Origin of the sequence: Thioalkalivibrio sp. ALE30 (assembly GCF_000377465.1) — a bacterium.
Lineage (GTDB): Bacteria > Pseudomonadota > Gammaproteobacteria > Ectothiorhodospirales > Ectothiorhodospiraceae > Thioalkalivibrio.
On sequence record NZ_KB898172.1, the window covers coordinates 220,322 to 243,230 of the forward strand.

Sequence of the window (22,909 nt, forward strand, 5' to 3'; positions counted from 1 at the left end):
CCAGTTTACCAGCCTCGCGGGGGTATCCCCGGGCCATCTGGCGGAGTCCGGTAATAGACGTCAGCCGCGGGGATGATGTTCCGCATGCAGGCTCTGCAGGCGGGCGCGTGCGACGTGGGTATAGATTTGTGTGGTCGACAGACTGCTGTGGCCCAGCAGCATCTGCACCACGCGCAGGTCCGCCCCGTGGTCCAGCAGATGCGTGGCAAATGCATGGCGCAGGGTGTGCGGCGACAGTGGCGACTCGATGCCGGCACGGCGCGCGTGAGCCTTGATGCGGTACCAGAAGGCCTGACGCGTGAGCCCGCCGCCACGCCGGGTGACGAACACCGCCTCGCTGGGCGGGTGACCGTCCATCAGGTCCGGCCGTGCCTCGCGCTGATAGCGGGCCAGCCAGTGGGCCGCCTCCTCGCCCAGCGGGATCAGGCGTTCCTTGTCGCCCTTGCCGGTAATGCGCACCACGCCCTGCCGACTGTTCACCTCCGACTGCTCCAGCCCCACCAGTTCGGAGACCCGCAGTCCGGTGGCATACATCAGTTCCAGCATCGCGCGATCCCGCAACCCGACCGCATCGTCGATATCGGGGGCCCGCAGCAGGGCCTCCACCTGGGCCTCGGACAGGCTGTCCGGCAACGGGCGCCCGGCCCGGGGGGACTCGATCCCGGCGCTCGGATCATCCTCGCGCTCGCCCTGGTGGACCAGATAGCGATAAAAACGCCGGATGCTGGACAGTGCCCGGGTGATGGACTTCGGCCGTGCCCCGGCCTGCATGCGGGCGCTGACATAGCCCAGGAGATCGGCCGCACGGGCGGATTCCAGGCTTGCCCCCCTGGGTTCCAGCCAGTGCGCCAGACCCTCCAGATCGCGCCGGTAGGCCGACAGGGTGTGGTCGGACAGACCCTCGACCGCCCAGAGCTCGTCCAGGAAACGGTCGAGGGCCGGAGATGCCGCCGTGGCGACGCTCACGCGTTACTGGCCACCAGGTTTCCCGGCATTGCCCGGGGCGTCCGGGTTCTCCGCGCGGAACTTGCCGGCCAGGTTCTCGAAGACCTTGGTCAGTTCCAGCGGCAGCGGGAAGAAGATGGTGTTGGCGTTGCCGTTGGTCGACATGTCGGACATCGTCTGCATGTAGCGCAGTTGCAGCGAAGAGGGGCTGGCCTCCATCTGCTGCGCCGCCTGCACCAGCTTTTCGGCCGCCTGCAGTTCGCCCTCGGCGTGGATCACCTTGGCGCGGCGTTCGCGCTCGGCCTCGGCCTGGCGCGCGATCGCGCGGATCATGGAGTCGTCCAGGTCGACATGCTTGATCTCGACATTGGTGACCTTGATGCCCCAGGCGTCGGTCTGGGCATCGAGGATCTCCTGGATGTCGTTGTTCAGCTTGTCGCGCTCGGAGAGCATCTCGTCCAGATCATGCTTGCCGAGCACCGAGCGCAGCGTGGTCTGCGCGAGCTGGCTGGTGGCGGCGTAGTAGTCCTCGACCTGGATCACCGACTTGGCGGAATCCACCACGCGGAAGTACAGCACCGCGTTCACGCGTACCGTCACGTTGTCCTGCGAGATCACGTCCTGGCTGGGCACGTCGAGCGTGATGATGCGCAGGTCGATCCGCACCATCTGCTGGATGCCCGGGATCACGATGATCAGACCCGGACCCTTCACCGACTGAAAACGGCCGAGGAAGAAGATGACGCCGCGCTCGTACTCGCGCAGCACCTTGATCGACATCACGATGATGGCGACCAGGATGACTAGCGGGACGACAAAGAAACCGAGATCGTTCATGTCCTGCTCCTTCTGCGTTATGGGCTCGGCGGCGACCGGTCAGCCGGTCGTGGCAGTGCCCGGGGTGTCTTCTTCAGTCACGGGTTCGACCCGCAGCCTGAGTCCTTCGATCGCGGTCACCCGCACCTTCTGTCCCTCGCGGACCGGTGCCGAGGTCTCGGCGTTCCACTGTTCGCTGTGGACCCAGACCCGGCCGCTGCGATCGAAGTCCTCGCGCGCCTCGCCGATCATCCCGATCATCTCTTCATAGCCGGTGGCGGGCTTCTTGCCGCGCAGGCTGAACAGCCGTCCCAGCACCCAGACGGACAGGATGCCGATGGCGATGGCCGTGCCGATCACCAGTGGCAGGGCCACGTTCAGGTTGGGGTCGTCCCACAGAATGATGGAACCGGTTGTGAATGCCACGATGCCTCCTATGCCCAGCGCCCCGAAACTGGGCACGAAGGCCTCCGCAATCATGAAGATCATGCCCAGCAGCATCAGCGCCAGGCCCGCATAGTTCACCGGCATCACCTGCAGCGCAAAAAACGCCAGGATCAGCGCGATCGAACCGATCACGCCGGGGTAGATCGCGCCCGGGTTGGCCAGTTCGAAGATGATGCCGTAGATCCCCAGCAGCATCAGGATATAGGCGATGTTCGGGTTGGTGATCACGGACAGCAACTGGGTACGCCAGTCCGGATCCATGCGCACGATCTCCAGCCCTTCGGTCGCCAGCGTGCGCTCGCCGTCGTGCATGCGCACGGTATGCCCGTCGATCTGGGCGAGCAGGTCGCTCAGGTTGTCCGCCACGAAGTCGATGACGTTCTGCTCCAGCGCGGCGGTCGCGGTCAGGTTAGAGCCCTCGCGTACGGTCTCTTCCGCCCAGTCGGCATTGCGTCCGTAGCGTTCCGCCAGGCCGCGGATATAGGACACCGCGTCCTCCAGCACCTTGCGCTCCATCGCGTCGCCGCCGCGGCGCGGGGCCGGGTCGTCCTCCAGCAGTTCCTCCTCGCTGGCGGGTTCGACCTCGCCGTTGGCGGCTCCATTCTCATCCGCAGGCTCATCCGCCGCGTCGGTTTCGTCGTCGCGCGCCTCGCCATTGGCCTCGTCGGTTTCCGTATCGTCGCGCGCGTCCTCGTCCGGCTCCGGCGGGTCCATGCCCGGGAGCCCGCCGCCGCCCATCTGCACCGGGGTGGCCGATCCCAGATTGGTGGCCGGGGTCATGGCCGAGACATGCGACCCGTAAAGCATGTAGGTGCCGGCGCTGGCCGCGCGGGAACCCGCCGGGTGGACATACGTGACCACCGGCACATCCGATTGCAGGATGTTCTTGATGATGCTGCGCATGCTGGAATCCAGACCGCCCGGGGTATCCAGCATCAGGACCAGGATCTCGGCGTCCTCGGCCTCGGCCCGCTCGATCCCCCGGCGGATGTAGTCGCCGGTGGCCGGGCCGATCGCGTCATTCACCGTCAGCAACAGGCCGTGGCGATCCGCGGTCTGGGCCAGGCTCGAGGCGGCCAGCCAGCCGGCCCCGAGCACCAGGAGGGTCAGCCACAGCAGGTGGCGCCAGCGGCGCCCTCCGCCCACTCCTGCCTTGCGTCCAAATGAAACCCGCATGGGCTTCCTCTCCCGTCAGGGTGGATTCGTCGTACACTGCGTGCGCACACGCGACAGCCGACTCGCCCACCACGATAAACCAAAGGCCGGACCCGCGCCGAACCCGCAGACCCGCATGGACCCGCAGGCAAAGCAGACCCCGCCCGAGAATCTCGCCGCCGTGATACTGGCCGGCGGTCAGGGCCTGCGCATGGGCGGGCGCAACAAGGGCTGGGTCGAGTATCGGGGCCGCCCCCTGATCGAACAAGCCATCGCGCGCCTGCGCCCCCAGGCGCCGCGCCTGGCCATCAGCAGCAATACCGATATCGACCGTTATCAAGCGCTGGGGTTTCCCGTCCTGACCGATTCCCACGCCGATTATCGCGGCCCGCTGGCCGGGATCGCCGCGGCCTTCGCGGCCTTCCCCGGCCACGCGATCCTGTGCGCGCCGGTGGACGCACCCGCGCTGCCCCTGGACCTGGAGTACCGCCTGCGCCAGGCCCTGGAGACCCACCCGGCGCCCGCCGCCATTGCCCACGACGGCCACCGCCTGCAGCCCCTGTTCGGCCTGCTCGAGCCCGCGGTGGCGACGCGCCTGCAGAGCGATCTCGCGCATGGTTCGCTGGCGGTGGGACGCTGGTTTCACGAGATCGGCGCGATCACGGTGGACTTCTCCGATCAGCCGGAGGCATTCGCCAACATCAACACCCCCGGGGACCTGATGGGCTGAACGCCCCTCGCGACCCGGCCGGATCTCGCTATACTCGGACGCGCTTAACGCAGGCAGGCCACCATGATCCAGTCCACCTCCAAGCTCCCGCGCATCGGCTTCGCCGCCTGGAGCGGCAGCGGCAAGACCACCCTGCTGAAGGGCGTGATCCCGGCCCTGCGAGCCCGCGGCCTGCGTCCGGCGATGATCAAGCATGCCCACCACGAGTTCGACGTGGACAAGCCGGGCAAGGACAGTCATGAGCTGCGCCATGCCGGCGCCGACCAGATGCTGGTGGCCTCCGGTCGGCGCTACGCCCTGATGGTGGAGACCCCGGAGACCGACGATGGCCGCGTGCCGGACCTGGACATGCTCTGCGCGCGCCTGGACCCGCGTCGCTCCGACCTGATCCTGGTCGAGGGTTTCAAGCAATGGGACCTGCCCAAGATCGAGGTGCATCGGCCGTCGGTGGGCAAGGCCCCGCTGTACCGCGAGATCCCCGGCGTGGTCGCGGTCGCCACCGATGCCACCACACTGGACTTCGACGGCCCGCTGCTGCCGGTGAATGACCCCGACGCAGTGGCGGCCTTCGTCATCGACTACCTGGACATCCACCCCTGACCCGGAGACCCCCATGCCCGAGGCTGCCCCCGGCTGCGACGAGTTCGATCCCAACGCCAAGACCCTGGAACAGGCCCGTACCGCGATCCTGGAAGCCTGCCAGAGCCTCGAGGAACAGGAGACGGTGGCGCTGGAGCAGGCTCTCGGGCGGACCCTGGCGGAGCCCGTGGCCGCGCGCATCGACGTACCACCCGCCGCGGTCTCCGCCATGGATGGCTACGCCCTGCGCGCGACGGACGCCACAAAGGGTGCACGCCTGGCGCTGGTCGGCACCTCGGCGGCCGGGCACCCCTGGGATGGCGAACTGCAACCGGGCCAGTGCGTGCGCATCCTGACCGGCGCGGTGGTCCCGGACGGGGCCGAACTGGTCGTGATGCAGGAACAGGTGGAACGGGACGACGCCACCATCCTTCTGCAAAACGGCGACCTCACCACGGGCCACAACATCCGCGGCGCGGGTGGCGACACCGCCGCCGGGACCCCGCTGTATGCCGCCGGACAAACCCTGGGCGCGGCCGAGATCGGGGTGCTGGCGAGTCAGGGCATTGCCCGGGTGAAGGTACTGCGCCGGCCGCGCGTGGCCTTCTTCTCGACCGGGGACGAACTGGTGCCCGTGGATCAGCCACTGGGCCCGGGACAGATCCATGACAGCAACCGCCACACCCTGCGGGCGCTGCTCGCGGCCTACCCGGTCGAGGTGCAGGACTACGGCGTAATCCGCGACACCGAGGAGGCGGTACGCGAGGCCCTGACGCGTGCCGGGGAAACGGCCGACGTGATCATCACCACCGGGGGGGTCTCGGTCGGCGATGCCGACCATGTGACCCGCGTGCTGCAGGCCTCCGGCCAGGTCGGCTTCTGGAAGCTGGCCATCAAGCCCGGGCGCCCCCTGGCCTTCGGGCATTTCGGCCAGGCCCACTTCTTCGGTCTGCCGGGCAATCCGGTGGCCGTAATGACCACCTTCGCCCTGCTGGTGCGCCCGGCCCTGCAGCAGCTGGCCGGGCGCGCAGCGACCGCACCGCAGACCCTGAACGCACGCCTGCTGGAAGACCTCCACAAGACCCCCGGGCGCAAGGATTTCCAGCGCGCGGTGCTGGAGACCGACGAACGCGGCTGGGTGGTGCGCGCCGCCGGCGGCCAGGGTTCACATCAGTTGCGCGCGATGAGCGAGGCCAACGCCTACGTCGTCCTGCCACGCGAATCCGCCGGGGCCCGTGCGGGTGACTGGGTGGAGGTCCTGCCGTTTCGGGAGATCTTTCCGACCCCCTGAGGCCGAGTCAGTCGGCCTGGATCAGCGCGGCGAATTCGCGCTCCAGCAGGGCCTCGTCACCGAGGTTGAGCTCGACCAGACGGCGCAGGTGGGAGGCGGATTCCAGCGGCATGGCCTCGATCTCCACGCCCAGCCACAGGCCCTCGTGCCAGCGCACCCGGCCCTCGAAGGTGATCCGCGCCTCCTCGCTGAGCGGGATGTCGACACTGACCTCGTCGCCATCGGCCATCGCGGGAAGATCCGCGCCCTCCAGCAGCACGCCCTTCAGGGAGATATCCTCCACCCGGACCGGGCCGCCCCCGCCATCGGTGAGCAGGGTAGCCGGAAATTCCAGGGGGATACGTTGAAAGCGTCGCTCCATGCGGCAAGACTACGCCCACTCCGCACCCGCGGCCAAATCCAGAACCACCCGGAACGCCCATGACCGAAACCGCCGCCTCGTCCATCGACGGCCAGCCCTCCAGCCTGCTGCGCCGCCTGGCCGCCATCGTCTACGACGCCCTGCTGCTGGTGGCGATCTGGATGGTCCTCGGCCTGCTGGTGGTCATCCTCGGCAACACCACCGGGCTGTACTCGCCCCGCGCCCATTTCGTGCTCAACCTGATCGTGGCCTGGGGGTTCTTCTACTGGTTCTGGACGCGCACCGGGCAGACGCTCGGCATGCAGGCCTGGAACATCCAGCTGCGCACCGAGGGCGGGCACGCCGTCAATGCCTGGCAGGCGACGCTGCGCTATCTGGTTGCGGTCGCCCAGTGGCTGGTGATCCTGATGGCCATCTGGGCGGTGCGCGAATACGGCGCGGTCGCCATTACGGTGGTCACCGCGGCGGCGCTGTTCGCGATCGGCCTGTCGCAGTTCCACCCGCGCCGCTGGATGCTGCACGACTGGCTCACCGGCACCGAACTGGTGCGCATCCCCGGCCTCGCCAAACCCCGCTGGAAACAGAACCGCAAGACCTGAAGCCCCCTCACCACTTGCTCTCACCGTAAAGAAGGACAAGGGCGGTTTACAGGAAGTCTGGAAGACAGGAAGGATTTTTGGGTTTGGCGCTCGGGTTGCCCGAGCGGGGGCCCTGCCATCGTCGTTCGGTTTCATCCTGACGCCCCAACACAATCCCCTTCCCATCTTCCAAGCTTCCTGTAAACCGCATTTGACCTTTCGTGAAGTCAAACGTCAGGGGGCGAGCCAGAGGCCGAGGTCGTCCAGGGCCTCGGCGATCTCGGTGGCGATGCGGCGGTAGCCGCGGGCATTGGGGTGGACCGGGTCCGCGCGCAGATCGCTCTCGGACAGCACCCCCGAGAGCACGCCCTCGATCAGGGGCACCTGTTCCTCGTGCGCCAGCTCGCGGTAGATCGGGTCGTCCCGCAGGCGGCCGGTGGCCGCGCCCAGGGCGGAGGCCCGCGGCACCCCCAGCAGCAGGGGCTGGGCTCCATGGTCGCGAACGGTCTCCACCAGTACACGCAGATCCTCGCGCACCGCGGCCGGGTCGCGCTGGCGCAGGAAATCGTTGCCACCCAGCCAGATCAGCACCAGGTCGGGCTCGTGCGCGCGCAGGCTCGGGGCGAGACGCTCGCGGGCGCTGCTGGCGCGATCCCCGGGCACCCCGTCGTTGACGATCGTCCAGCCGGTGATCGCCGCCAGGCGCGCCGGGTAGTCCTCGCCCGCTCCGGCCCCGGTCCCGTGGGTCACACTGTCGCCGAAGGCCAGTACGGTCGCCTGGCGCGGGAGCGGATCGAAGTCGCCCGGGACGCCGCTCCCGCAGGCCACCAGCATGGCGACCAGCCCCAGCAGGAAGCCCGCGCGCAGCCAGGCCATCATGTCTGGCGCCCCATGCGATACAGCGCCACCAGTGCCAGGATCAGGAACAGCACGACCGGCAGGCTGGCGGCGACGAAGGGCGGCAGGTTGTAGACCAGCCCCAGGTGGGTCATCGCGCGCATCACGATGGCGAAGGACACGCCGATCGCGATGCCGATGAACAACCGCCGGCCGGCCCCGCCCTCGCGCTGGGAACCGAACAGGAACGGGATGGCCAGCAGCAGCATCACGAAGGTGCTGGCCGGCAGGGTCAGGCGTTGCCAGAACGCGACCTCATAGGGGGCCGAGTCCAGGCGATTCTCCTGCAGGTAGCCGATATAGCGCGCCAGGTTCTGCGCCGCCATCTGGCCCGGCTCGACCACCAGCACGTCGAAGTATTCCGGCGCGATCAGCCGCTCGATGGTTTCGGTCTCCAGACGCTCCGACTCGACACGTTCCAGCGACAGCCTTGAGCGTTTTACGTCCTGCAGCCGCCAGGCCCCGCCCTCGTACTGTGCGCTCTGGGCGCGGGTAATCTCGCGCGGCTCGCGATTCGCGTCCACCTCGATGATGCGCACCCCGATCAGCCGATTGCCCGGCAACACGGTATCCGCCTGCACCATGCGCCGGCCATCGCGTGCCCACAGCCCGATCGGGCTCACGCTCAGCTGTTCGTCGAAGGCCGTCGCCTTCAGGTTCTGCGCCCGGCTCTCGGCGGCCGGGGCGAAGAACTCGCCCACCACCACCATCGCCACCACGACGACCAGGCCGGCCTGCATCACCCAGCCGATAAAGCGGCCCAGTGTCATCCCGGCCGCGCGCATCGCGGTCAGCTCGCTGTTCGCGGCCAGATTGCCCAGCCACAACAGACCACCCAGCAACGCCGCCGACGGCAGCATGTCGTACATCCGCCGCGGCAGGGTCAGCGCCACGTACAGAAGCGCCTCGGTCAGCCCGTAGTTGCCTCGCCCGGTGTCGCGCAGCTCGTCGATCAGCGCGAACACCGCATCCAGCGCCACCAGCAGGACCACGGCCAGCGCGGTCCCGATCAGGACCTGGCGCATGATGTAGCGCCCCAGCACCGTCGTCATGGCGTCACCTCGTCACGCTCCATGGCCCGGCCGAGGCCCAGCATGCCCTTGCGCCAGGCGAGCACCAGCCAAAGCACCAGCATCGAGCCGTGCGTCCACCACAGGCCCAGGGCCAGCGGCGTGCGCCCGTCCGCCAGCTGGCCCTGCCCCAGGATCAACAGGTTGGCATACAGCACGTAGACGCCGATCGCCGCCGGGATACGCGCATAACGGCCGGTGCGCGGCGGCACCTGCGCCAGCGGCAGCGCGATCAGGCTCAGCACCAGGATCGACAGTGGCATGGCGAGGCGCCATTCCAGCTCCGCGCGGTGGTCGGGGCGATGCCGCTCCTCCCAGAGATCCAGCGTCGACATCGCGTTCAGCGAGCGCCTTCCGGCCCCGGCGTCCGGATCCGTGATCTGGGTCCGCAGGCGCTCGAACTCGAGCATGCGGAAGCTGCTTTCGCCCGGAACGCCGACGTGGCGGTAGCCGTTCTCGAGGATCAGAAAGCCGCTGCCCTCCGCCCCGGGATCGGGGATCGCGCGCTCGGCCACGGTCACCTGCGCTTCCCCCTCCACCTCGCGGTAGATAAAGACCTCCAGCAGGGCCTCGCGGTCCTCGCTCAGGCGCTCGGCGAAAAAGACCTGCTCGCCCACCCGCGAGCGCAGGAAACGCCCGGGCGTAATCCCGACCAGGTCGGAGCGCTGCTCGGCCAGGTCGCGGAACTGATCGATCTGGGCCTCGGTACGCGGCACCACCAGCGTCATCAGCACCAGCAGCACCAGCGTCGCGGGCACGGCCACCCACAAAAGCGCGCGATAAAGCGCGGCGAAGGACATGCCACTGGCCTGCAGCGCGACCAGTTCGCTGTCGCGCTGCAACCGGCCCAGCACCAGCATGAAGGCCAGAAACAGCGCCACCGGCCAGAGGAACACGATGCCCTTGAAGGCACCGAAGGCCACCAGCGGCGGCAGAAAATCGACCGGGATCGTGCCCTCGGCGACGTCCCGCAGCACCCGCGCCAGCACGCCGCCGATGATGACCAGCAGCAGGACGATGGTGACCGCGGTCTGGGTGACCAGCAGCTCGCGGGCGATGAAGCGTTCGGCACGGCGCAGGATCATGCGCGCATTACCCTGCGGCCCGCGCGGCGCGTGGTCGGTCGCCGCGTGGCGCTGGTACCATGATGGAACTCATTTTCGGGAGGCATTCATGCAATTCTCCGTCACCACCTCGACCCTCGACAAACCCCGCGCCGGGATCCGCGCCGCCGGCATCAATCACAAGCGCAAGCCGGCCGCGGGCGCCAGCGCCCTGGATGCCGCGCGCGACGGCGAGATCGCGGCACTGCTGAAGGCCGGCGAGATGGACGGCGAGGCCGGCAGCCGGCTGTTGCTGCCCGGCGGTGGCAGCCCAGGCAATCAGGGGAAGGGTAGCGCACTCCTGATCGGCCTGGGGGCGAAGAAGGACTTCGACGCCCGCGCCGCGCGCAAGGCGGCGCAGGCCCTGGCCGCCGCACTGGTCGAGCGCCCGGCCACCAGCGCCGCGATCGCGGTCGCGGACTTCCAGCCGCGCGGCAAGGACATCGCCTGGGTGGTGCACACCCTGGTCGCGGCGATCTCGGAGGCCGCCTACCGCTTCACCCCGTTCAAGGGCAAGGAGAAGACCACCCCGGTGAAGCTGGACAAGATCCAGCTGTGCGTGGAGCGCAAGGACGCCGAGGCCGCGAAGCAGGCCTGCACCGAGGCCGCGGCGATCGCCACCGGCGTGAACCGCGCGAAGGACCTGGGCAACACCCCGCCGAATGTCTGCTACCCGGAGAGCCTGGCCGACACCGCCCGCGAGATGGCGAAGCAATACAAGCAGCTGAAGGCCACGGTCCTGGACGAGAAGGACCTGGAGAAGCTCGGCGCCGGGGCCATCCTGGCGGTCGGCAAGGGTTCCGAGCGCCCGCCGCGCCTGATCGCGATGGAGTACTCCGGCGGCAAGAAGGGCGCCGCCCCGGTGGTGCTGGTCGGCAAGGGCATCACCTTCGACACCGGCGGCATCTCGCTGAAGCCCGGCGCCGAGATGGACGAGATGAAGTACGACATGTGCGGCGCCGCCAGCGTGTTCGGGGTGATCGAGGCCTGCTGCGAACTAGGGCTGCCGGTCAACGTGGTCGGCGTGGTCACCAGTGCCGAGAACATGCCCGATGGCCGCGCGACGCGCCCGGGCGACATCGTCACCACCCTGTCCGGGCAGACCGTCGAGATCCTGAACACCGACGCCGAGGGCCGCCTGGTGCTGGCCGACGCCCTGACCTGGGTCGAGCGTTACAAGCCGAAGGTGGTCATCGACATCGCCACCCTGACCGGGGCCTGCATCATCGCGCTGGGCCATCAGGGCGCGGCGATCCTGGGCAACAACGAGCGCCTGGCGAAGGGCCTGCTGGCCGCCGGCGAGGAGACCGGCGATCGCGGCTGGCAGCTCCCGCTGTGGCCGGAGTACCAGGAACAGCTGAAGAGCAATTTCGCCGACATGGCCAATATCGGCGGGCGCCCCGCCGGCACCATCACCGCCGCCTGCTTCCTGTCGCGCTATACCGAGGACTACACCTGGGCGCATGTCGACATCGCCGGCGTGGCCTGGAAGAGCGGCAAGGAGAAGGGCGCGACCGGCCGCCCAGTGCCGATGCTGATGCGCTACCTGCTCGACCAGGCCTGATCCGGGTCGGGCGCGGATGACCCACGTCAGCTTCTACCTGCTGCAGGACCCGGCCCCGGAGGCGCGCCTGCGCTTCACCTGCCGCCTGGCGAAAAAGGCCAGCGGCCAGGGCCATCGCGTGCACATCCACACCGGCTCGCCGGAGCTGACGCGCACGCTGGACGAGTGGCTGTGGACCTTCGAGGACACCGCCTTCCTGCCGCACAGCACCGACGTGCGCGATGCGGACGTTTCGGTCTCGCTGCACGAGGCCCATGCCCCGTCGGATCGCTGCGACGTGCTGATCAACCTGGCGCCGGAGGTGCCGGAGTACTGCGGGCGCTTCGAGCGCGTCGCCGATATCGTCGGCGGCGAGGAATCGGAACGCGAGGCGGGCCGCGCCCGCTACCGCTACTTCAAGGAACGCGGCTACCCGCTGGAGCACCACAACATCCAGTAAAGGGGCGCTGACGGGGGCGGTTCAGACACGCGGCGGCGGGTCGGGGATCTCGCGCAGCCAGGCCTCCAGCTCGAACAGGGGCAGACCGACCACATTGGTGTAGGACCCCTCGATCCATTCGACAAAGGCGGCACCGCGTCCCTGGATGGCATAGGCGCCGGCCTTGCCACGCGGCTCGCCGGTCGCCCAGTAGGCCGCGATGTCGGATGACGTTAGCGGCCGCATGCGCACGCGGGTCGTCACGGTACGCGCCCGCATGGATGCACCGGGCCGGCCCAGCGCCATGCCGGATACCACGCGGTGCTCCCCGCCGGAAAGGCGCTGCAGCATGGCCTCGGCGTCGGCGAAATCCGCGGGCTTTCCCAGGGCCTCGTCGCCCACCGCGACGACGGTATCCGCGGCCAGCACCCACTGCCCCGGGATGCCGCACGCGATGGCCGCCTCGGCCTTGGCGATGGCGAGGCGCTCGACCAGCACCTCCGGGGACTCGCCCGGGCGTGGGGTCTCGTCCACGTCCATCGGGGCCACCTCGTAGGCGAGCTGGATCTGCTCCAGCAGTTCGCGGCGGCGCGGGGATGCGGAGGCCAGCAGCAGCGGATGGGCCACGGGCGTCACGCGCGGTGGTAGGGGTGGTTGTTCAGCAGCGACCAGGCGCGGTAGAGCTGCTCGGCGACCAGCACCCGCACCAGCATGTGCGGGAAGGTCAGCGGCGACAGCGACCAGGCCCATTCCGCACGGGCGCGCACGGCCTCATCCAGCCCCGCGGCCCCGCCGATCACCAGCGCGACATCGCGCCCGTCCTGCTGCCAGTCCGCCAGGCGCCGCGCGACACTCTTGGTGTCCACGCCCTTCCCGCGCTCGTCCAGCAGGATCACGCGGGCGCCCTCGGGGATGGCCTTCAGCAGGATCTCGCCCTCGCGCCGCAGCAGCGTGGCCGTATCCATGGACTTGGCCCCGGAGGGGCCGGCCAGGGCCTGCAGGTTCAGGTTCAGCTCGCGCGGCAGACGACCGGCGTACTCGTCGAACCCGGCCGCCACCCAGTCGGGCATGCGCTTGCCGATCGCAATCAGGTCCAGGCGCATGGCGGCGCGCCCCGGTCAGCCGCGCAGGCGGCGGACGCGCTCCAGGCTGGGGTCCTCGGGCGCGGCCTTTTCGGTATCCGCGGCCTCCTCGGCCAGCCAGAGCTTTTCCAGGTTGTAGAAGTCGCGGGTCTCCGGGAGCATCACGTGGACGATCACGTCGTTCAGGTCCACCAGCACCCACTCCTGGCTCTCCTGGCCCTCGACCCCCAGCGGCTGGATGCCGGCCTCCTTGGCCTTCATTGCCACCGACTCCGCGGTGGACTGCACGTGACGCCCGGAGGTCCCGGAGGCGATCACCATGTAGTCTGCCAGCGTGGTCTTGCCGCGGACGTCGATGCTGCGGATGTTCTGGGCCTTCATGTCGTCCAGAGCGGTGGTCACCAGCTCCAGGAGTTGTTCACTGTTCATGCTGTCGGTCATATCCCGTGATTGCGGTTCGACACGGCCCGGTACAGGCCGCGGTCGTGGATGTAGCGATTGACGGCGCCGGGGAGCAGGAAGCGCGGGCTGCGCCCGGCCTGCAGTTCATCCCGGATCGCGGTGGCGGAGATATCGAGCTGGGTCACCGGCTGGAAATAGACCCGCCCGCCCGGGGCATTGCGCAGCACCGCCGGGTCGCGGGTTGCGGCATTACCCAGCCAGCCCCCCAGATCCTGCAAGGCCGGGCTGCCGGGACGATGCGAGACCACGATATGCGCCAGATCGAAGATCTGCTTCCAGCGGTTCCACGACGGCAGGCCGGCGAAGGCGTCCATGCCCATGATCAGCACCAGCGGTGCCTCCGGCCCCAGCTCCTCGCGGAAGCTGAGCAGGGTGTCGACGGTGTAGGACGGCCCTTCGCGATCCAGTTCACGGCGATCGGCCACAAACCCCGGCACGTCCGCGATGGCACTCTCCACCATCGCCAGCCGGTCGTCGCTGCCGGTGCCCGGGCTCGCGCGATGCGGCGGCACGTGGCAGGGGATGAAGTGTACCCGTTCCAGGCCCAGATGCTGCTGGATCTCCAGCGCCGGACGCAGATGCCCGAAGTGGATCGGATCGAAGGTGCCGCCGAGGATCCCGATCACGCCGGGCGTGCCCCAGGGAGACGCTGATCCAATCGCACGTCTTTCTTAGCTACGCACATGACCGTCGCCGAACACCACATACTTGAGGGTCGTCAGCCCATGCAGGCCCACCGGACCGCGCGCGTGCAGCTTGTCGGTGGAGATGCCGATCTCCGCACCCAGGCCGTACTCGAAGCCATCGGCGAAACGGGTGGAGGCGTTCACCATCACCGAGCTGGAGTCCACCGCGCGCAGGAAGCGCCGGGCCCGGGTGTAGTCCTCGGTCACGATGCTGTCGGTATGGTGCGAACCATACGTGTTGATGTGGTCGATCGCCGCGTCCAGGTCGTCAACCACGCGGATCGCGAGGATCGGTCCCAGGTACTCGGCCACCCAGTCGTCCTCGGTGGCCTCGGCGATATCCGTCCCGGTGTGCGCGAGGATGGTCCGGGTACGCGCGCAGCCACGCAGGCTCACCTGATGTTCCGCCAGGGCCGTCGCCAGGCGCGGCAGAAAGGCCTCGGCCTGATCCGCGTGCACCAGCAGCGTCTCCATGGTGTTGCAGGTGCCATAGCGCTGGGTCTTGGCGTTCACCGCGACCGCCAGCGCCTTGTCGAGATCGGCCCCGCCGTCCACGTACACGTGGCAGACGCCGTCCAGGTGCTTGATCACCGGGATCTGCGACTCGTTGCTGACGCGTTCGATCAGGCCCTTGCCACCGCGCGGGACGATCACGTCCACGTACTGCGGCATGCGCAGCAGCGCGCCCACCGCCGCGCGGTCGGTGGTCGGCACCACCTGCACCGCCTCGCGCGGCAGCCCGGCCTGCTCCAGCCCGGCCTGGATGATCACGGCCAGCGCCTGGTTGGAGTGCAGGGCCTCGGAGCCGCCGCGCAGGATCGCGGCGTTGCCGGACTTCAGGCACAGCGCGGCGGCGTCGATGGTCACGTTCGGGCGCGACTCGTAGATGATGCCGATCACGCCCAGCGGCACGCGCATCTGGCCGACCTGGATGCCGCTTGGTTGATAGGCCATGTCGGAGATGGTGCCCACCGGATCGGGCAGGCCCGCCACCTGGCGGCAGCCCTCGATCATGGTGTCGATGCGGGCATCGGTCAGCGCCAGGCGATCCAGCATCGCGGCGTCCAGGCCGCGCTCGCGTCCCGCCTCCAGGTCGCGGCTGTTGGCCTCCGCCAGTTCGGCACGGCGCGCGGCGATGCCCTCGGCGATCGCGTGCAGGGCCGCGTTCTTCGCGCCCGGCTCGGCCTCGGCCATGCGCCGCGAGGCCACGCGCGCGGCACGGCCCAGCGCCTCGACCTGGGCGATCACATCGTCGGCTACGGATTCGGTGGGGTTCACGGCAGCGTTCATGCGGTCAGACTCGTTCCGGGTTCAGGGCGGGTTCGGCCACGGTCAGCGGGCGCCCCGCCATACGGGCCACCAAGTCTAGCAACCCCTGCCGGGCATTGCCGTTTTCCTGACCCTTGATCACGCGATCCACGCGCGCGGCCTCGGCCAGCAGGCCCCGCGCCTGCGTCAAGCTCAGCCGCGACATGGCCTGGCGCAGGGCCTTCTGGCCATCGCCGAAGCTGCCCTGGAAGGCCTCCTTGTCGGGCGCGCCGGCGGCCTTGCGCTCCATCGCCTGCACCAGCAGCCGGCATTCGCGCGCCAGCGCCCACAGGATCAGCGGCTCCGCCTGGCCCTCCTCCAGCAAGCCCTCCAGCATGCGCAACGCGTGGCGGACATCGCCGCGCAGCGCGGTCGGGGCCAGGGCGAACAGCTCGAAACGCGCGGCGTCGGTGGTGGCCTCCGCCAGCACCGTCTCGTCGATCTCGGTCACGCCGGCCAGCGCCAGCTTCTCGATCTCCTGGCGCGCGGCCAGCAGGTTGCCCTCCACCCGCGCGACCAGCAGCGCCAGCGCCGGGTCGGTGATGCGCAGCCCGTTCTTCTGCAAGCGCGCGCGGATCCAGCTGCCCAGCTGGGCCGGCGGCACCGGCCGCGCATGGATCACCACCGCACGGTTTTCCAGGGCCTTGAACCAGGCCGCCCGGCGCATATCGCGGTCCGGACGCGGCAACTGGAGCAACAGCACCAGATCGTCCTGCGGATCGCCGGCGTAGGCCTTCAGGTGGTCGCCACCGGTCTTGCCCGGCTTGCCGGTGGCCAGGCGCAGGTCCAGCACCGTGCGCTCGGCAAACAGCGAGCGGTCGCGGATCGCGGCCTCGAACGGCCCCCAGTCGGACTGTGCGGTCAGGTCCAGCACCGTGCGCTCGAGGAAGCCCTGCTCGCGGGCGGCCGCGCGGATCGCGTCGGCCGCCTCGATCGCCTGCAGCGGCTCCTCGGCCAGCAGCAGGTAGATCGGCGCCAGCCCGCGGGCGAGATCCTGCTCCAGGCGGGCGATATCCAGCGCCATTACGGGGCCGGCTCCTCCGCCGGTTCGCGCAGGCGGCCGTCCGGCTCGGTCAGTGCCGCGATCCGGCGCTGCAGCTGACCCACGATGTCGCGGTCCATCGCCTCGCGCAGCGTGGCCTCGCGCTCGCCACGGCTGAGCACGGCGGTCCCGTCGAACAGGTAGATGCGCGAGGCGCGCAGCGGCCCCAGGTCCACTGCTTCGCCGTCGACCGGGCGCAGGCGGACCTCGACCGTGCGGATCAACTCGTACTCGGACACCCGCGCCGCCTCGGTCACCGACAGGGTGCGACGCTGGTCGTTGACCGAGCGGATCTCGAGGATCGCGCCCTGCCCCTCGGGGCGCTGGTTGACGATCTCCACGCCGGCGGAGCCCAGGGTCACGGCCAGCTCGCGGTACAGCGAATCACGCGCATTGATCCCGGTGATCTGGACCGGCTGCAGCGCCTCCGGCCACTCGCCACTGCCGCGCAGCTGGAAACCGCAGGCGGCCAGTGCAGCCACCAGCACCAGGACCAGCGCGGCGCGCAGCAGGGCGGTCATTGCGGCTTCACCACGAAGTTGACCAGCCGGCCCGGGACCACGATCACCTTGACCACATGGTGGCCCTCGAGATGGCGCTGTACGTTCTCGTCGTTGCGGGCAACACTCTCGATGGCGTCCTTGTCAGCGCCGGCCGGGACCGCGATCTCGGCGCGGCGCTTGCCGTTCACCTGCACCGCCAGGGTCTCCTGTGCGGCCTGGCGCGCGGCCTCGTCGACCGTCGGCCAGGCGGTGGTCGCGACCAGCTCGTCATGGCCCAGCGCGCGCCACAGGGTCTCGGTCACGTGCGGGATGATCGGCGCCAGCATGCGCACGATGCCTTCCAGGGCCTCCTGGCGCACGGCCGCGGCCTGCGCACCATCCTTCGGGAATTTGCCGAGGTCGTTCAGCAGCTCCATGTTCGCGGCCACCGCCGTGTTGAAGGTCTGGCGCCGGCCGATGTCGTCGGTGACTTTGGCGATGGTGTCGTGCAGCTTGCGCCGCAGCTCGCGCCCGGCGTCGTCCAGCGCGTCCACCTCCAGCGCCCCCGGCGCATCGCCGTTCACGTGCTCGTGCACCGCCCGCCACAGGCGCTTGATGAAGCGCTGCGCACCCTCGACGCCGGAGTCGGACCACTCCAGCGACAGGTCCGGGGGTGCGGCGAACATGGTGAACAGCCGCGCGGTGTCAGCGCCGAAGCGCTCGATCAGCGCCTGCGGGTCCACGCCGTTGTTCTTCGACTTGGACATCTTCTCCATGCCGCCCACGACGACCGGCTGGCCGTCCTCGCGGTGGCGCGCGGCCTTCACCGAGCCGTCCTCGGCGCGTTCCAGCTCGACATCGGCCGGGTTGATCCAGTCCTTCCCGCCGTCACCGCGCTCGCGGTAGAAGGTCGGCGCGATCACCATCCCCTGGGTCAGCAGCCGGGTGAATGGCTCGTCGGAGGCCACCAGGCCCTCGTCACGCAGCAGCTTGTGGAAGAAGCGCGCGTACAGCAGGTGCAGCACCGCATGCTCGATGCCGCCGACGTACTGGTCCACCGGCAGCCAGTGGTCGGCGCGCGGGTCCAGCATCGCGGTGTCGTTGTCCGCGCAGGCGTAGCGGGCGAAGTACCAACTGGATTCGAAGAAGGTGTCGAAGGTATCGGTCTCGCGCCGTGCCGGCTTGCCGCATTCCGGGCAGGTTGCCTCGAAGAACTCCGGCATGCGCGCCAGCGGCGAGCCGGCGCCGTCCGGGATCACGTCCTCCGGCAGGCGCACCGGCAGGTCCGCCTCCGGCACCGGCACCGCCCCGCAGTTGTCGCAGTGGATCACCGGGATCGGGCAGCCCCAGTAGCGCTGGCGCGAGATACCCCAGTCGCGCAGGCGGTAGTTGCGCCGGCGCCGGCCCAGCCCGGCCTGCTCCAGGTGTTCGGCGATCGCGCCCTTGGCCGCCTCGGAGGCCTGCCCGTCGAAGTCGCCGGAGTTCACCAGCACGCCGGGGTCGGTGAAGGCCGCGGCCTGTACGTCGCACTCGGCACCGTCGGCCGGGGCGATGACCTGCCGGATCGGCAGGTCGTATTTCGTCGCGAATTCGTGGTCGCGTTCGTCGTGTGCCGGCACGGCCATCACCGCGCCGGTGCCGTATTCCATCAGCACGAAGTTGGCGACCCAGACCGGGACCTCCGCACCGGTCAGCGGATGGCGGGCGGTAAAGCCCAGCGACCGGCCCTTCTTCTCCATGGTCGCCAGATCGGCCTCGGCCACCCCGCCTTGCGCGCAGTCAGCGACGAACGCAGCCAGTTCGGCATCATGTTCCGCCAGCGCCTGCACCCGCGGGTGTTCCGGGGCCAGCGCCATGTAGGAGACGCCGAACAGGGTGTCCGGACGCGTGGTATAGACGGTCAGCGGTTCGCCGCCATCCACCGCGAACTCCAGCTCCACGCCCTCGGAACGCCCGATCCAGTTGCGCTGCATGGTGCGCACCTGGTCCGGCCAGCCGTTGAGGTCGTCCAGGGCCTCCAGCAGCTCGTCGGCGTAGTCGGTGATGCGCAGGAACCACTGCGGCATCTCGCGGCGCTCGACCAGCGCGCCGGAGCGCCAGCCACGGCCTTCGATCACCTGCTCGTTGGCGAGTACGGTCTGGTCCACCGGGTCCCAGTTCACGGTCGCCTTCTTGCGATAGACCAGGCCCTTCTTCAGCAGGCGCACGAACAGCCACTGTTCCCAGCGGTAGTAGTCGGCATCGCAGGTCGCGAACTCGCGCGACCAGTCGTAGGCAAAGCCCAGGCGCTTGAGCTGGGTGCGCATCTGCTCGATGTTCTGGCGCGTCCACGCGGCCGGCGGGACGTGGTTCTGCATCGCCGCGTTTTCCGCCGGCAGGCCGAAGGCATCCCAGCCCATCGGCTGCAGCACGCTTTTGCCCTGCATGCGCTGGAAGCGGGCGATCACGTCACCGATGGTGTAGTTGCGCACATGCCCCATGTGCAGCTTGCCCGAGGGGTAGGGGAACATGGACAGGCAGTAGAACGGCTCGCCGGCGGCGTCCTCGCGCGCGCGGAAGCAGTCGGCCTCCTCCCACTGGCGCTGTGCCTGCGCCTCGACCGCCTCGGGGGAATAGTGCTCCTGCATGCGCCTCACCTGTCCTGATCGCCGAAAACAAAGAACTGCGCAGAATACCAGCGCCCCCCACCCCCTCCAAGGGAAACAGCGCCCCGCAGCCTCGCGCGGCGCAGGGCAGAGATCCGGAGGGACACCCGGATCACCGGCGGCCTGTGAACCGCGTCACGTCAATTCAGGAACATGCCCCCGGCCCGGACTGCCTCACTGGGTAAAGCAACCGGAAACGTTGAACCTGACGTTCCAAGGAGGAAGGACATGCACGAGAAGGACGAGATCCCCGTTGTGCAGCGGGCCTACCCGGAGGATCTGGGCGAGACCCATCCCGAACACACGCCCGAGACCGACTCGCCCGCGATCCGTGAAGTCGCGCCCGAGGACCTCGGCACCTGGCTCGGCAAGGGCTGGCGCGACCTCTGGAAGACGCCGGTGGCCCTCGTACACGGCCTGGTGATTGCGCTGGCCAGCCTGGTCCTGTTGGGCCTGTCGTGGAACCAGCCGTGGATGGCCTTTTCCTTCCTCGCCGGCATCCTGCTGCTCGGCCCTGTACTCGCGGTGGGGGTGAACTACCTGGCGCTGCAGAAGGAACGCGGCGAGCCGGGCGGTGCCGGACTCGGCTGGCTGGGCACCCTGGGCGGATCGATCTGGGGCTTTGCCGCGCTCCTGGCCGTGCTGTTCGTGATCTGGGCCAGTTTCGTGTGGATGTGGATCGCGGTCCTCAACATCGGCGAACTCGCCATGATGGGGCAGTTGCACCATCTGGTGGGTGCGATGCTCGGCAGCGGCGCCGGGATCATCTCGCTGGTGGGGGTCGTGCTGGCCGCCATCGTGTTCGGGCTGGTGGTCTTCGCCCTGAGCCTGGCGACCATCCCGGCCCTCCTGGATCACCGGGTGCGCGCCGATGCCCCGCAAAAGAGCCTGATCGAGTCCATTGGTGTCAGCCTGAAGGCCTTCAACCACAACCCGGGCACCCTGATTCTGTGGGCCCTGATCATCACGGCCCTGTTCATGGTGTCGATCGCAACCGGCCTGCTGGCCCTGATCGTGATCTTCCCGTGGCTGGGTTTCGCCATGTGGCATGGCTACCGGGATATGGTCGAGGCAAGCTGAGCTCCGACAGGCCAAGCGCGGTCGTCCCCGGGGCGCGGGCTCCGGGGGCCCGCGCTCGTGCTAACGTTAGGGACACGCCACCATCTACGCTCGCAAAGGAGAGGCCGATGAGCGAAGAACAGAAGGATCAGGAGCGCGAATCGCGCCTGAGCGATGCCTATCACCGCATGCTGAACGAGGTCACCGAGGACCTCGAGAAACTGGAAGACAAGACCAGCAAGGCCATCACCGAGGCCCTGGAGAACGCCCGCGACCGTGTGCAGAAGGCCAGCGACCTGACCCGCGAAGAGGCCCACGAGGTGATGGACTACCTGCGCCGCGACCTGCAGGACCTCGGCGCCTACCTGGACAGTCGCAGCTCTGACTGGCGCGGCTGGCTGCAGATCGATCTGGGCCTGATCGAGGCCGGCATCAAGAACGCCCTGGAGCGGATCGCCGACCGCACCCGGATCGAGATCACCGAACTGACCGCGCGCGCCCAGGTGATGGGCGAGTGGCACACCGGCGAGATCACCGGCCCGGGCGAGCTGCTGTGCAAGAAGTGCGGCCATCCGCTGCACATGACCCGGGTCGGCCGCATCCCCCCGTGCTCTAACTGCCACAACACCACCTTCCGCCGCGGCCCCGGAGGCACCGAGGCGGAATAACCCCTCCGGGGACAGGTTCAGTCGGGCCCGCGGGCGCCGCGCCGGCGCCCGACGGCGGCACCGGCAACCACCAGCACCAGCGCGGCAAGCACGGCCGGCCCCGCCCCGGTGGCGGTCGCCGGCGTCACGCCCTGGCGCGGCTGCAGGGTGCCGGTGACTACCTCGCGGGTAAACGAGCCCGAACGTTCCAGGATGCGGCCATCGGCATCGATCAGGGCCGAGATCCCGGTATTGGTCGCGCGGATCATCGGGCGCCCGGTCTCCACCGCCCGCACCCGGGCGATCTGCAGATGCTGGGCCGGCGCCAGGCTGTCGCCGAACCAGGCGTCGTTGGAGACATTGACCAGGAATCCCGCCTCCGGCAGCGCGGCCCGGATGTGGCGCGAATACGCAGACTCGTAACAGATGCTGACCCCGGCCGTCTGGCCGGCTACCCGCATGCGCCCGTCACCGGTCCCCGGGGACAGGTCGGACATCGGGATCGCCAGCAGCCGGTCCAGCCAGTCGAGCTGGCCGCGCAGCGGGATATATTCGCCGAACGGGACCAGCTGGCGCTTGTTGTACCCCGCGCCGGTGGTCACGTTGATCACCGAGTTGTAGACGTGACGGCCGGCCGAAGCATGGTCGAACACCCCGACCAGCAGCTCGGCATCGTGCTCCGCCAGCGACTGCGCGAGCTGCCCCAGCGGGCGCTGCACTTCCACATAGAACGCCGGGATCGCGGTCTCCGGCCAGACCACCAGATCCACGTCGCCTGCCTCGCGGGTCAGTTCCTGGTAGATCCCCAGCGAATACTCGATGCCGTCGGCATCCCACTTGCGTGCCTGATCGATATTGCCCTGCACCATGGCCACCGAGAGCGCCTCGCCGCCCGGCTCTACCCAGCGTGCGAGCCCCGGCACGAGCGAAGCCAGCACCAGCACCCCGACCAGCCCCGCGCCCGCCCCGCGCTGCCCGGCCCGGAACACGCTGACCACGGCCACCGCCAGCAGTGCCACGACCAGCCCCGCCCCCAGCTCGCCGGCCAGCGGCAGCCAGGGCTGCAGCGGTGTGTCCAGCACGGTGTGCCCGAACAGGAGCCAGGGAAAGCCGGAGAACAGCCAGGAGCGCGCCAGCTCCATCAGCACCAGGCCACCGGCCAGCGCCAGCATCCCGGCCGGACGCCCCAGCGGCAGGAAGCGCGCCGCCAGCGCGGCCAGCAGCGCCGGATAGACCGCCATGGCCAGCACAAACAGCACGGTAATCAGCGAGGCCACGACCAGCGGGGCCTGGCCGAACACCAGCAGGCTGTTGAAGATCCAGGTCACCCCGACGCCGAAAAACCCGAGACCAAAGGCATAGCCGATCCCGGCGGCCCGGCGCGGGGTCACCCCGGGCAGCAGGGCAAACCAGGCGGCCAGGGCCAGTGGGGCCGCCAGGAACCAGCCCACCGGGGCAAAGGCCAGGGTCGCCCCCGCCCCGGCCAGCAGGGCCACCAGCCCCGCGGCCCAGGGCGGCAAGTCCGCGACACGGATCGGCATG

General features: G+C 69.3%; 24 protein-coding genes. 8 read left to right on the forward strand and 16 right to left on the reverse strand.

The window, feature by feature from the left end; translation table 11 throughout:
- Positions 1-60: 60 nt before the first annotated feature.
- Genes xerD through D107_RS0108855 form a run of 3 tightly spaced genes read right to left on the reverse strand, consistent with a single transcriptional unit; the run spans position 61 to position 3,384 of the window.
- Positions 61-966 (reverse strand): site-specific tyrosine recombinase XerD, encoded by a 906-nt coding sequence (gene xerD / locus D107_RS0108845; protein ID WP_018865718.1) that lies wholly within the window; start codon positions 964-966, stop codon positions 61-63.
- Between the two features lie 3 nt (positions 967-969).
- Entirely contained in the window at positions 970-1,782 is an 813-nt protein-coding gene (locus D107_RS0108850) for a slipin family protein (protein ID WP_018865717.1), read from the reverse strand.
- 39 nt (positions 1,783-1,821) lie between these two features.
- Positions 1,822-3,384, reverse strand: coding sequence for a nodulation protein NfeD (locus tag D107_RS0108855; RefSeq protein ID WP_026280781.1), 1,563 nt, complete (start codon positions 3,382-3,384; stop codon positions 1,822-1,824).
- Between D107_RS0108855 and mobA the strand changes: the two genes are divergently transcribed.
- The 3 genes from mobA to glp all read left to right on the forward strand — a co-directional run bounded on the left by mobA (position 3,383) and on the right by glp (position 5,963).
- Complete coding sequence (gene mobA, locus D107_RS0108860) at positions 3,383-4,093, forward strand: molybdenum cofactor guanylyltransferase MobA (RefSeq protein ID WP_018881291.1); 711 nt, start codon at positions 3,383-3,385, stop codon at positions 4,091-4,093. The genes D107_RS0108855 and mobA overlap by 2 nt on opposite strands.
- Before the next feature lie 63 nt (positions 4,094-4,156).
- Complete coding sequence (gene mobB / locus D107_RS0108865) at positions 4,157-4,693, forward strand: molybdopterin-guanine dinucleotide biosynthesis protein B (protein ID WP_018865714.1); 537 nt, start codon at positions 4,157-4,159, stop codon at positions 4,691-4,693.
- 13 nt (positions 4,694-4,706) lie between these two features.
- Positions 4,707-5,963 carry a gephyrin-like molybdotransferase Glp gene (gene glp / locus D107_RS0108870; RefSeq protein ID WP_018881292.1) on the forward strand — a complete coding sequence of 419 codons (1,257 nt, stop codon included), beginning with the start codon at positions 4,707-4,709 and terminating at the stop codon, positions 5,961-5,963.
- Positions 5,964-5,970: 7 nt separating this feature from the next.
- Here glp and D107_RS0108875 read toward each other — a convergent pair whose 3' ends face one another.
- Complete coding sequence (locus D107_RS0108875) at positions 5,971-6,324, reverse strand: PilZ domain-containing protein (protein WP_018865712.1); 354 nt, start codon at positions 6,322-6,324, stop codon at positions 5,971-5,973.
- A 59-nt stretch (positions 6,325-6,383) separates the two neighbouring features.
- On the opposite strand from D107_RS0108875, the gene D107_RS0108880 reads away from it, so the two are divergent.
- Positions 6,384-6,923, forward strand: a complete 540-nt coding sequence (locus D107_RS0108880) for an RDD family protein (RefSeq protein ID WP_018878078.1) — start codon at positions 6,384-6,386, stop codon at positions 6,921-6,923.
- Between the two features lie 213 nt (positions 6,924-7,136).
- On the opposite strand, the gene D107_RS0108885 is transcribed toward D107_RS0108880, so the two are convergent.
- The 3 genes from D107_RS0108885 to lptF are packed head-to-tail and all read right to left on the reverse strand — an operon-like array spanning position 7,137 to position 9,954.
- On the reverse strand, positions 7,137-7,781 hold the full coding sequence (locus tag D107_RS0108885) for a GDSL-type esterase/lipase family protein (RefSeq protein ID WP_018881293.1): 645 nt from the start codon (positions 7,779-7,781) through the stop codon (positions 7,137-7,139).
- Positions 7,778-8,851, reverse strand: coding sequence for an LPS export ABC transporter permease LptG (lptG, locus tag D107_RS0108890; protein WP_018878080.1), 1,074 nt, complete (start codon positions 8,849-8,851; stop codon positions 7,778-7,780). The genes D107_RS0108885 and lptG overlap by 4 nt, the downstream gene beginning before the upstream one ends.
- Positions 8,848-9,954 carry an LPS export ABC transporter permease LptF gene (gene lptF, locus D107_RS0108895; protein WP_018881294.1) on the reverse strand — a complete coding sequence of 369 codons (1,107 nt, stop codon included), beginning with the start codon at positions 9,952-9,954 and terminating at the stop codon, positions 8,848-8,850. Before lptF ends, lptG begins: the two co-directional genes overlap by 4 nt.
- Before the next feature lie 88 nt (positions 9,955-10,042).
- Here lptF and D107_RS0108900 point away from each other — a divergent pair, with 88 nt between their 5' ends.
- Both D107_RS0108900 and D107_RS0108905 read left to right on the forward strand, forming a co-directional pair.
- The gene (locus D107_RS0108900) at positions 10,043-11,536 is read left to right on the forward strand and encodes a leucyl aminopeptidase (protein WP_018881295.1); all 1,494 of its coding nucleotides are present in this window, start codon (positions 10,043-10,045) and stop codon (positions 11,534-11,536) included.
- Between the two features lie 16 nt (positions 11,537-11,552).
- A complete protein-coding gene (locus tag D107_RS0108905; RefSeq protein WP_018881296.1) occupies positions 11,553-11,975 on the forward strand; it encodes a DNA polymerase III subunit chi in 423 nt (140 codons plus the stop codon).
- 21 nt (positions 11,976-11,996) lie between these two features.
- On the opposite strand, the gene D107_RS0108910 is transcribed toward D107_RS0108905, so the two are convergent.
- The 8 genes from D107_RS0108910 to leuS are packed head-to-tail and all read right to left on the reverse strand — an operon-like array spanning position 11,997 to position 19,643.
- Positions 11,997-12,590 (reverse strand): nucleoside triphosphate pyrophosphatase, encoded by a 594-nt coding sequence (locus D107_RS0108910; protein WP_018881297.1) that lies wholly within the window; start codon positions 12,588-12,590, stop codon positions 11,997-11,999.
- Positions 12,587-13,057: a 23S rRNA (pseudouridine(1915)-N(3))-methyltransferase RlmH gene (gene rlmH, locus D107_RS0108915; RefSeq protein WP_018881298.1), complete on the reverse strand. Its 471-nt coding sequence runs from the start codon at positions 13,055-13,057 to the stop codon at positions 12,587-12,589. The genes D107_RS0108910 and rlmH overlap by 4 nt, the downstream gene beginning before the upstream one ends.
- A gap of 15 nt (positions 13,058-13,072) precedes the next feature.
- Complete coding sequence (gene rsfS, locus D107_RS0108920; protein ID WP_026279156.1) at positions 13,073-13,465, reverse strand: ribosome silencing factor; 393 nt, start codon at positions 13,463-13,465, stop codon at positions 13,073-13,075.
- Positions 13,466-13,473: 8 nt separating this feature from the next.
- Positions 13,474-14,124, reverse strand: a complete 651-nt coding sequence (gene nadD, locus D107_RS0108925) for a nicotinate-nucleotide adenylyltransferase (protein WP_018881299.1) — start codon at positions 14,122-14,124, stop codon at positions 13,474-13,476.
- Between the two features lie 45 nt (positions 14,125-14,169).
- A complete protein-coding gene (locus D107_RS0108930; protein ID WP_018881300.1) occupies positions 14,170-15,474 on the reverse strand; it encodes a glutamate-5-semialdehyde dehydrogenase in 1,305 nt (434 codons plus the stop codon).
- Positions 15,475-15,478: 4 nt separating this feature from the next.
- Positions 15,479-16,516 (reverse strand): DNA polymerase III subunit delta, encoded by a 1,038-nt coding sequence (holA, locus tag D107_RS0108935; RefSeq protein ID WP_018878085.1) that lies wholly within the window; start codon positions 16,514-16,516, stop codon positions 15,479-15,481.
- Entirely contained in the window at positions 16,516-17,055 is a 540-nt protein-coding gene (lptE, locus tag D107_RS0108940; protein WP_018878086.1) for an LPS assembly lipoprotein LptE, read from the reverse strand. The genes holA and lptE overlap by 1 nt, the downstream gene beginning before the upstream one ends.
- The gene (gene leuS, locus D107_RS0108945) at positions 17,052-19,643 is read right to left on the reverse strand and encodes a leucine--tRNA ligase (protein ID WP_018881301.1); all 2,592 of its coding nucleotides are present in this window, start codon (positions 19,641-19,643) and stop codon (positions 17,052-17,054) included. Before leuS ends, lptE begins: the two co-directional genes overlap by 4 nt.
- Positions 19,644-19,889: 246 nt before the next feature.
- Here leuS and D107_RS0108950 point away from each other — a divergent pair, with 246 nt between their 5' ends.
- Both D107_RS0108950 and D107_RS0108955 read left to right on the forward strand, forming a co-directional pair.
- A complete protein-coding gene (locus D107_RS0108950; RefSeq protein WP_018865697.1) occupies positions 19,890-20,741 on the forward strand; it encodes a DUF2189 domain-containing protein in 852 nt (283 codons plus the stop codon).
- A gap of 107 nt (positions 20,742-20,848) precedes the next feature.
- Complete coding sequence (locus tag D107_RS0108955) at positions 20,849-21,388, forward strand: zinc ribbon-containing protein (RefSeq protein WP_018865696.1); 540 nt, start codon at positions 20,849-20,851, stop codon at positions 21,386-21,388.
- A gap of 17 nt (positions 21,389-21,405) precedes the next feature.
- On the opposite strand, the gene lnt is transcribed toward D107_RS0108955, so the two are convergent.
- Positions 21,406-22,908 (reverse strand): apolipoprotein N-acyltransferase, encoded by a 1,503-nt coding sequence (gene lnt / locus D107_RS0108960; protein WP_018881302.1) that lies wholly within the window; start codon positions 22,906-22,908, stop codon positions 21,406-21,408.
- Between the last annotated feature and the right edge of the window lies 1 nt (position 22,909).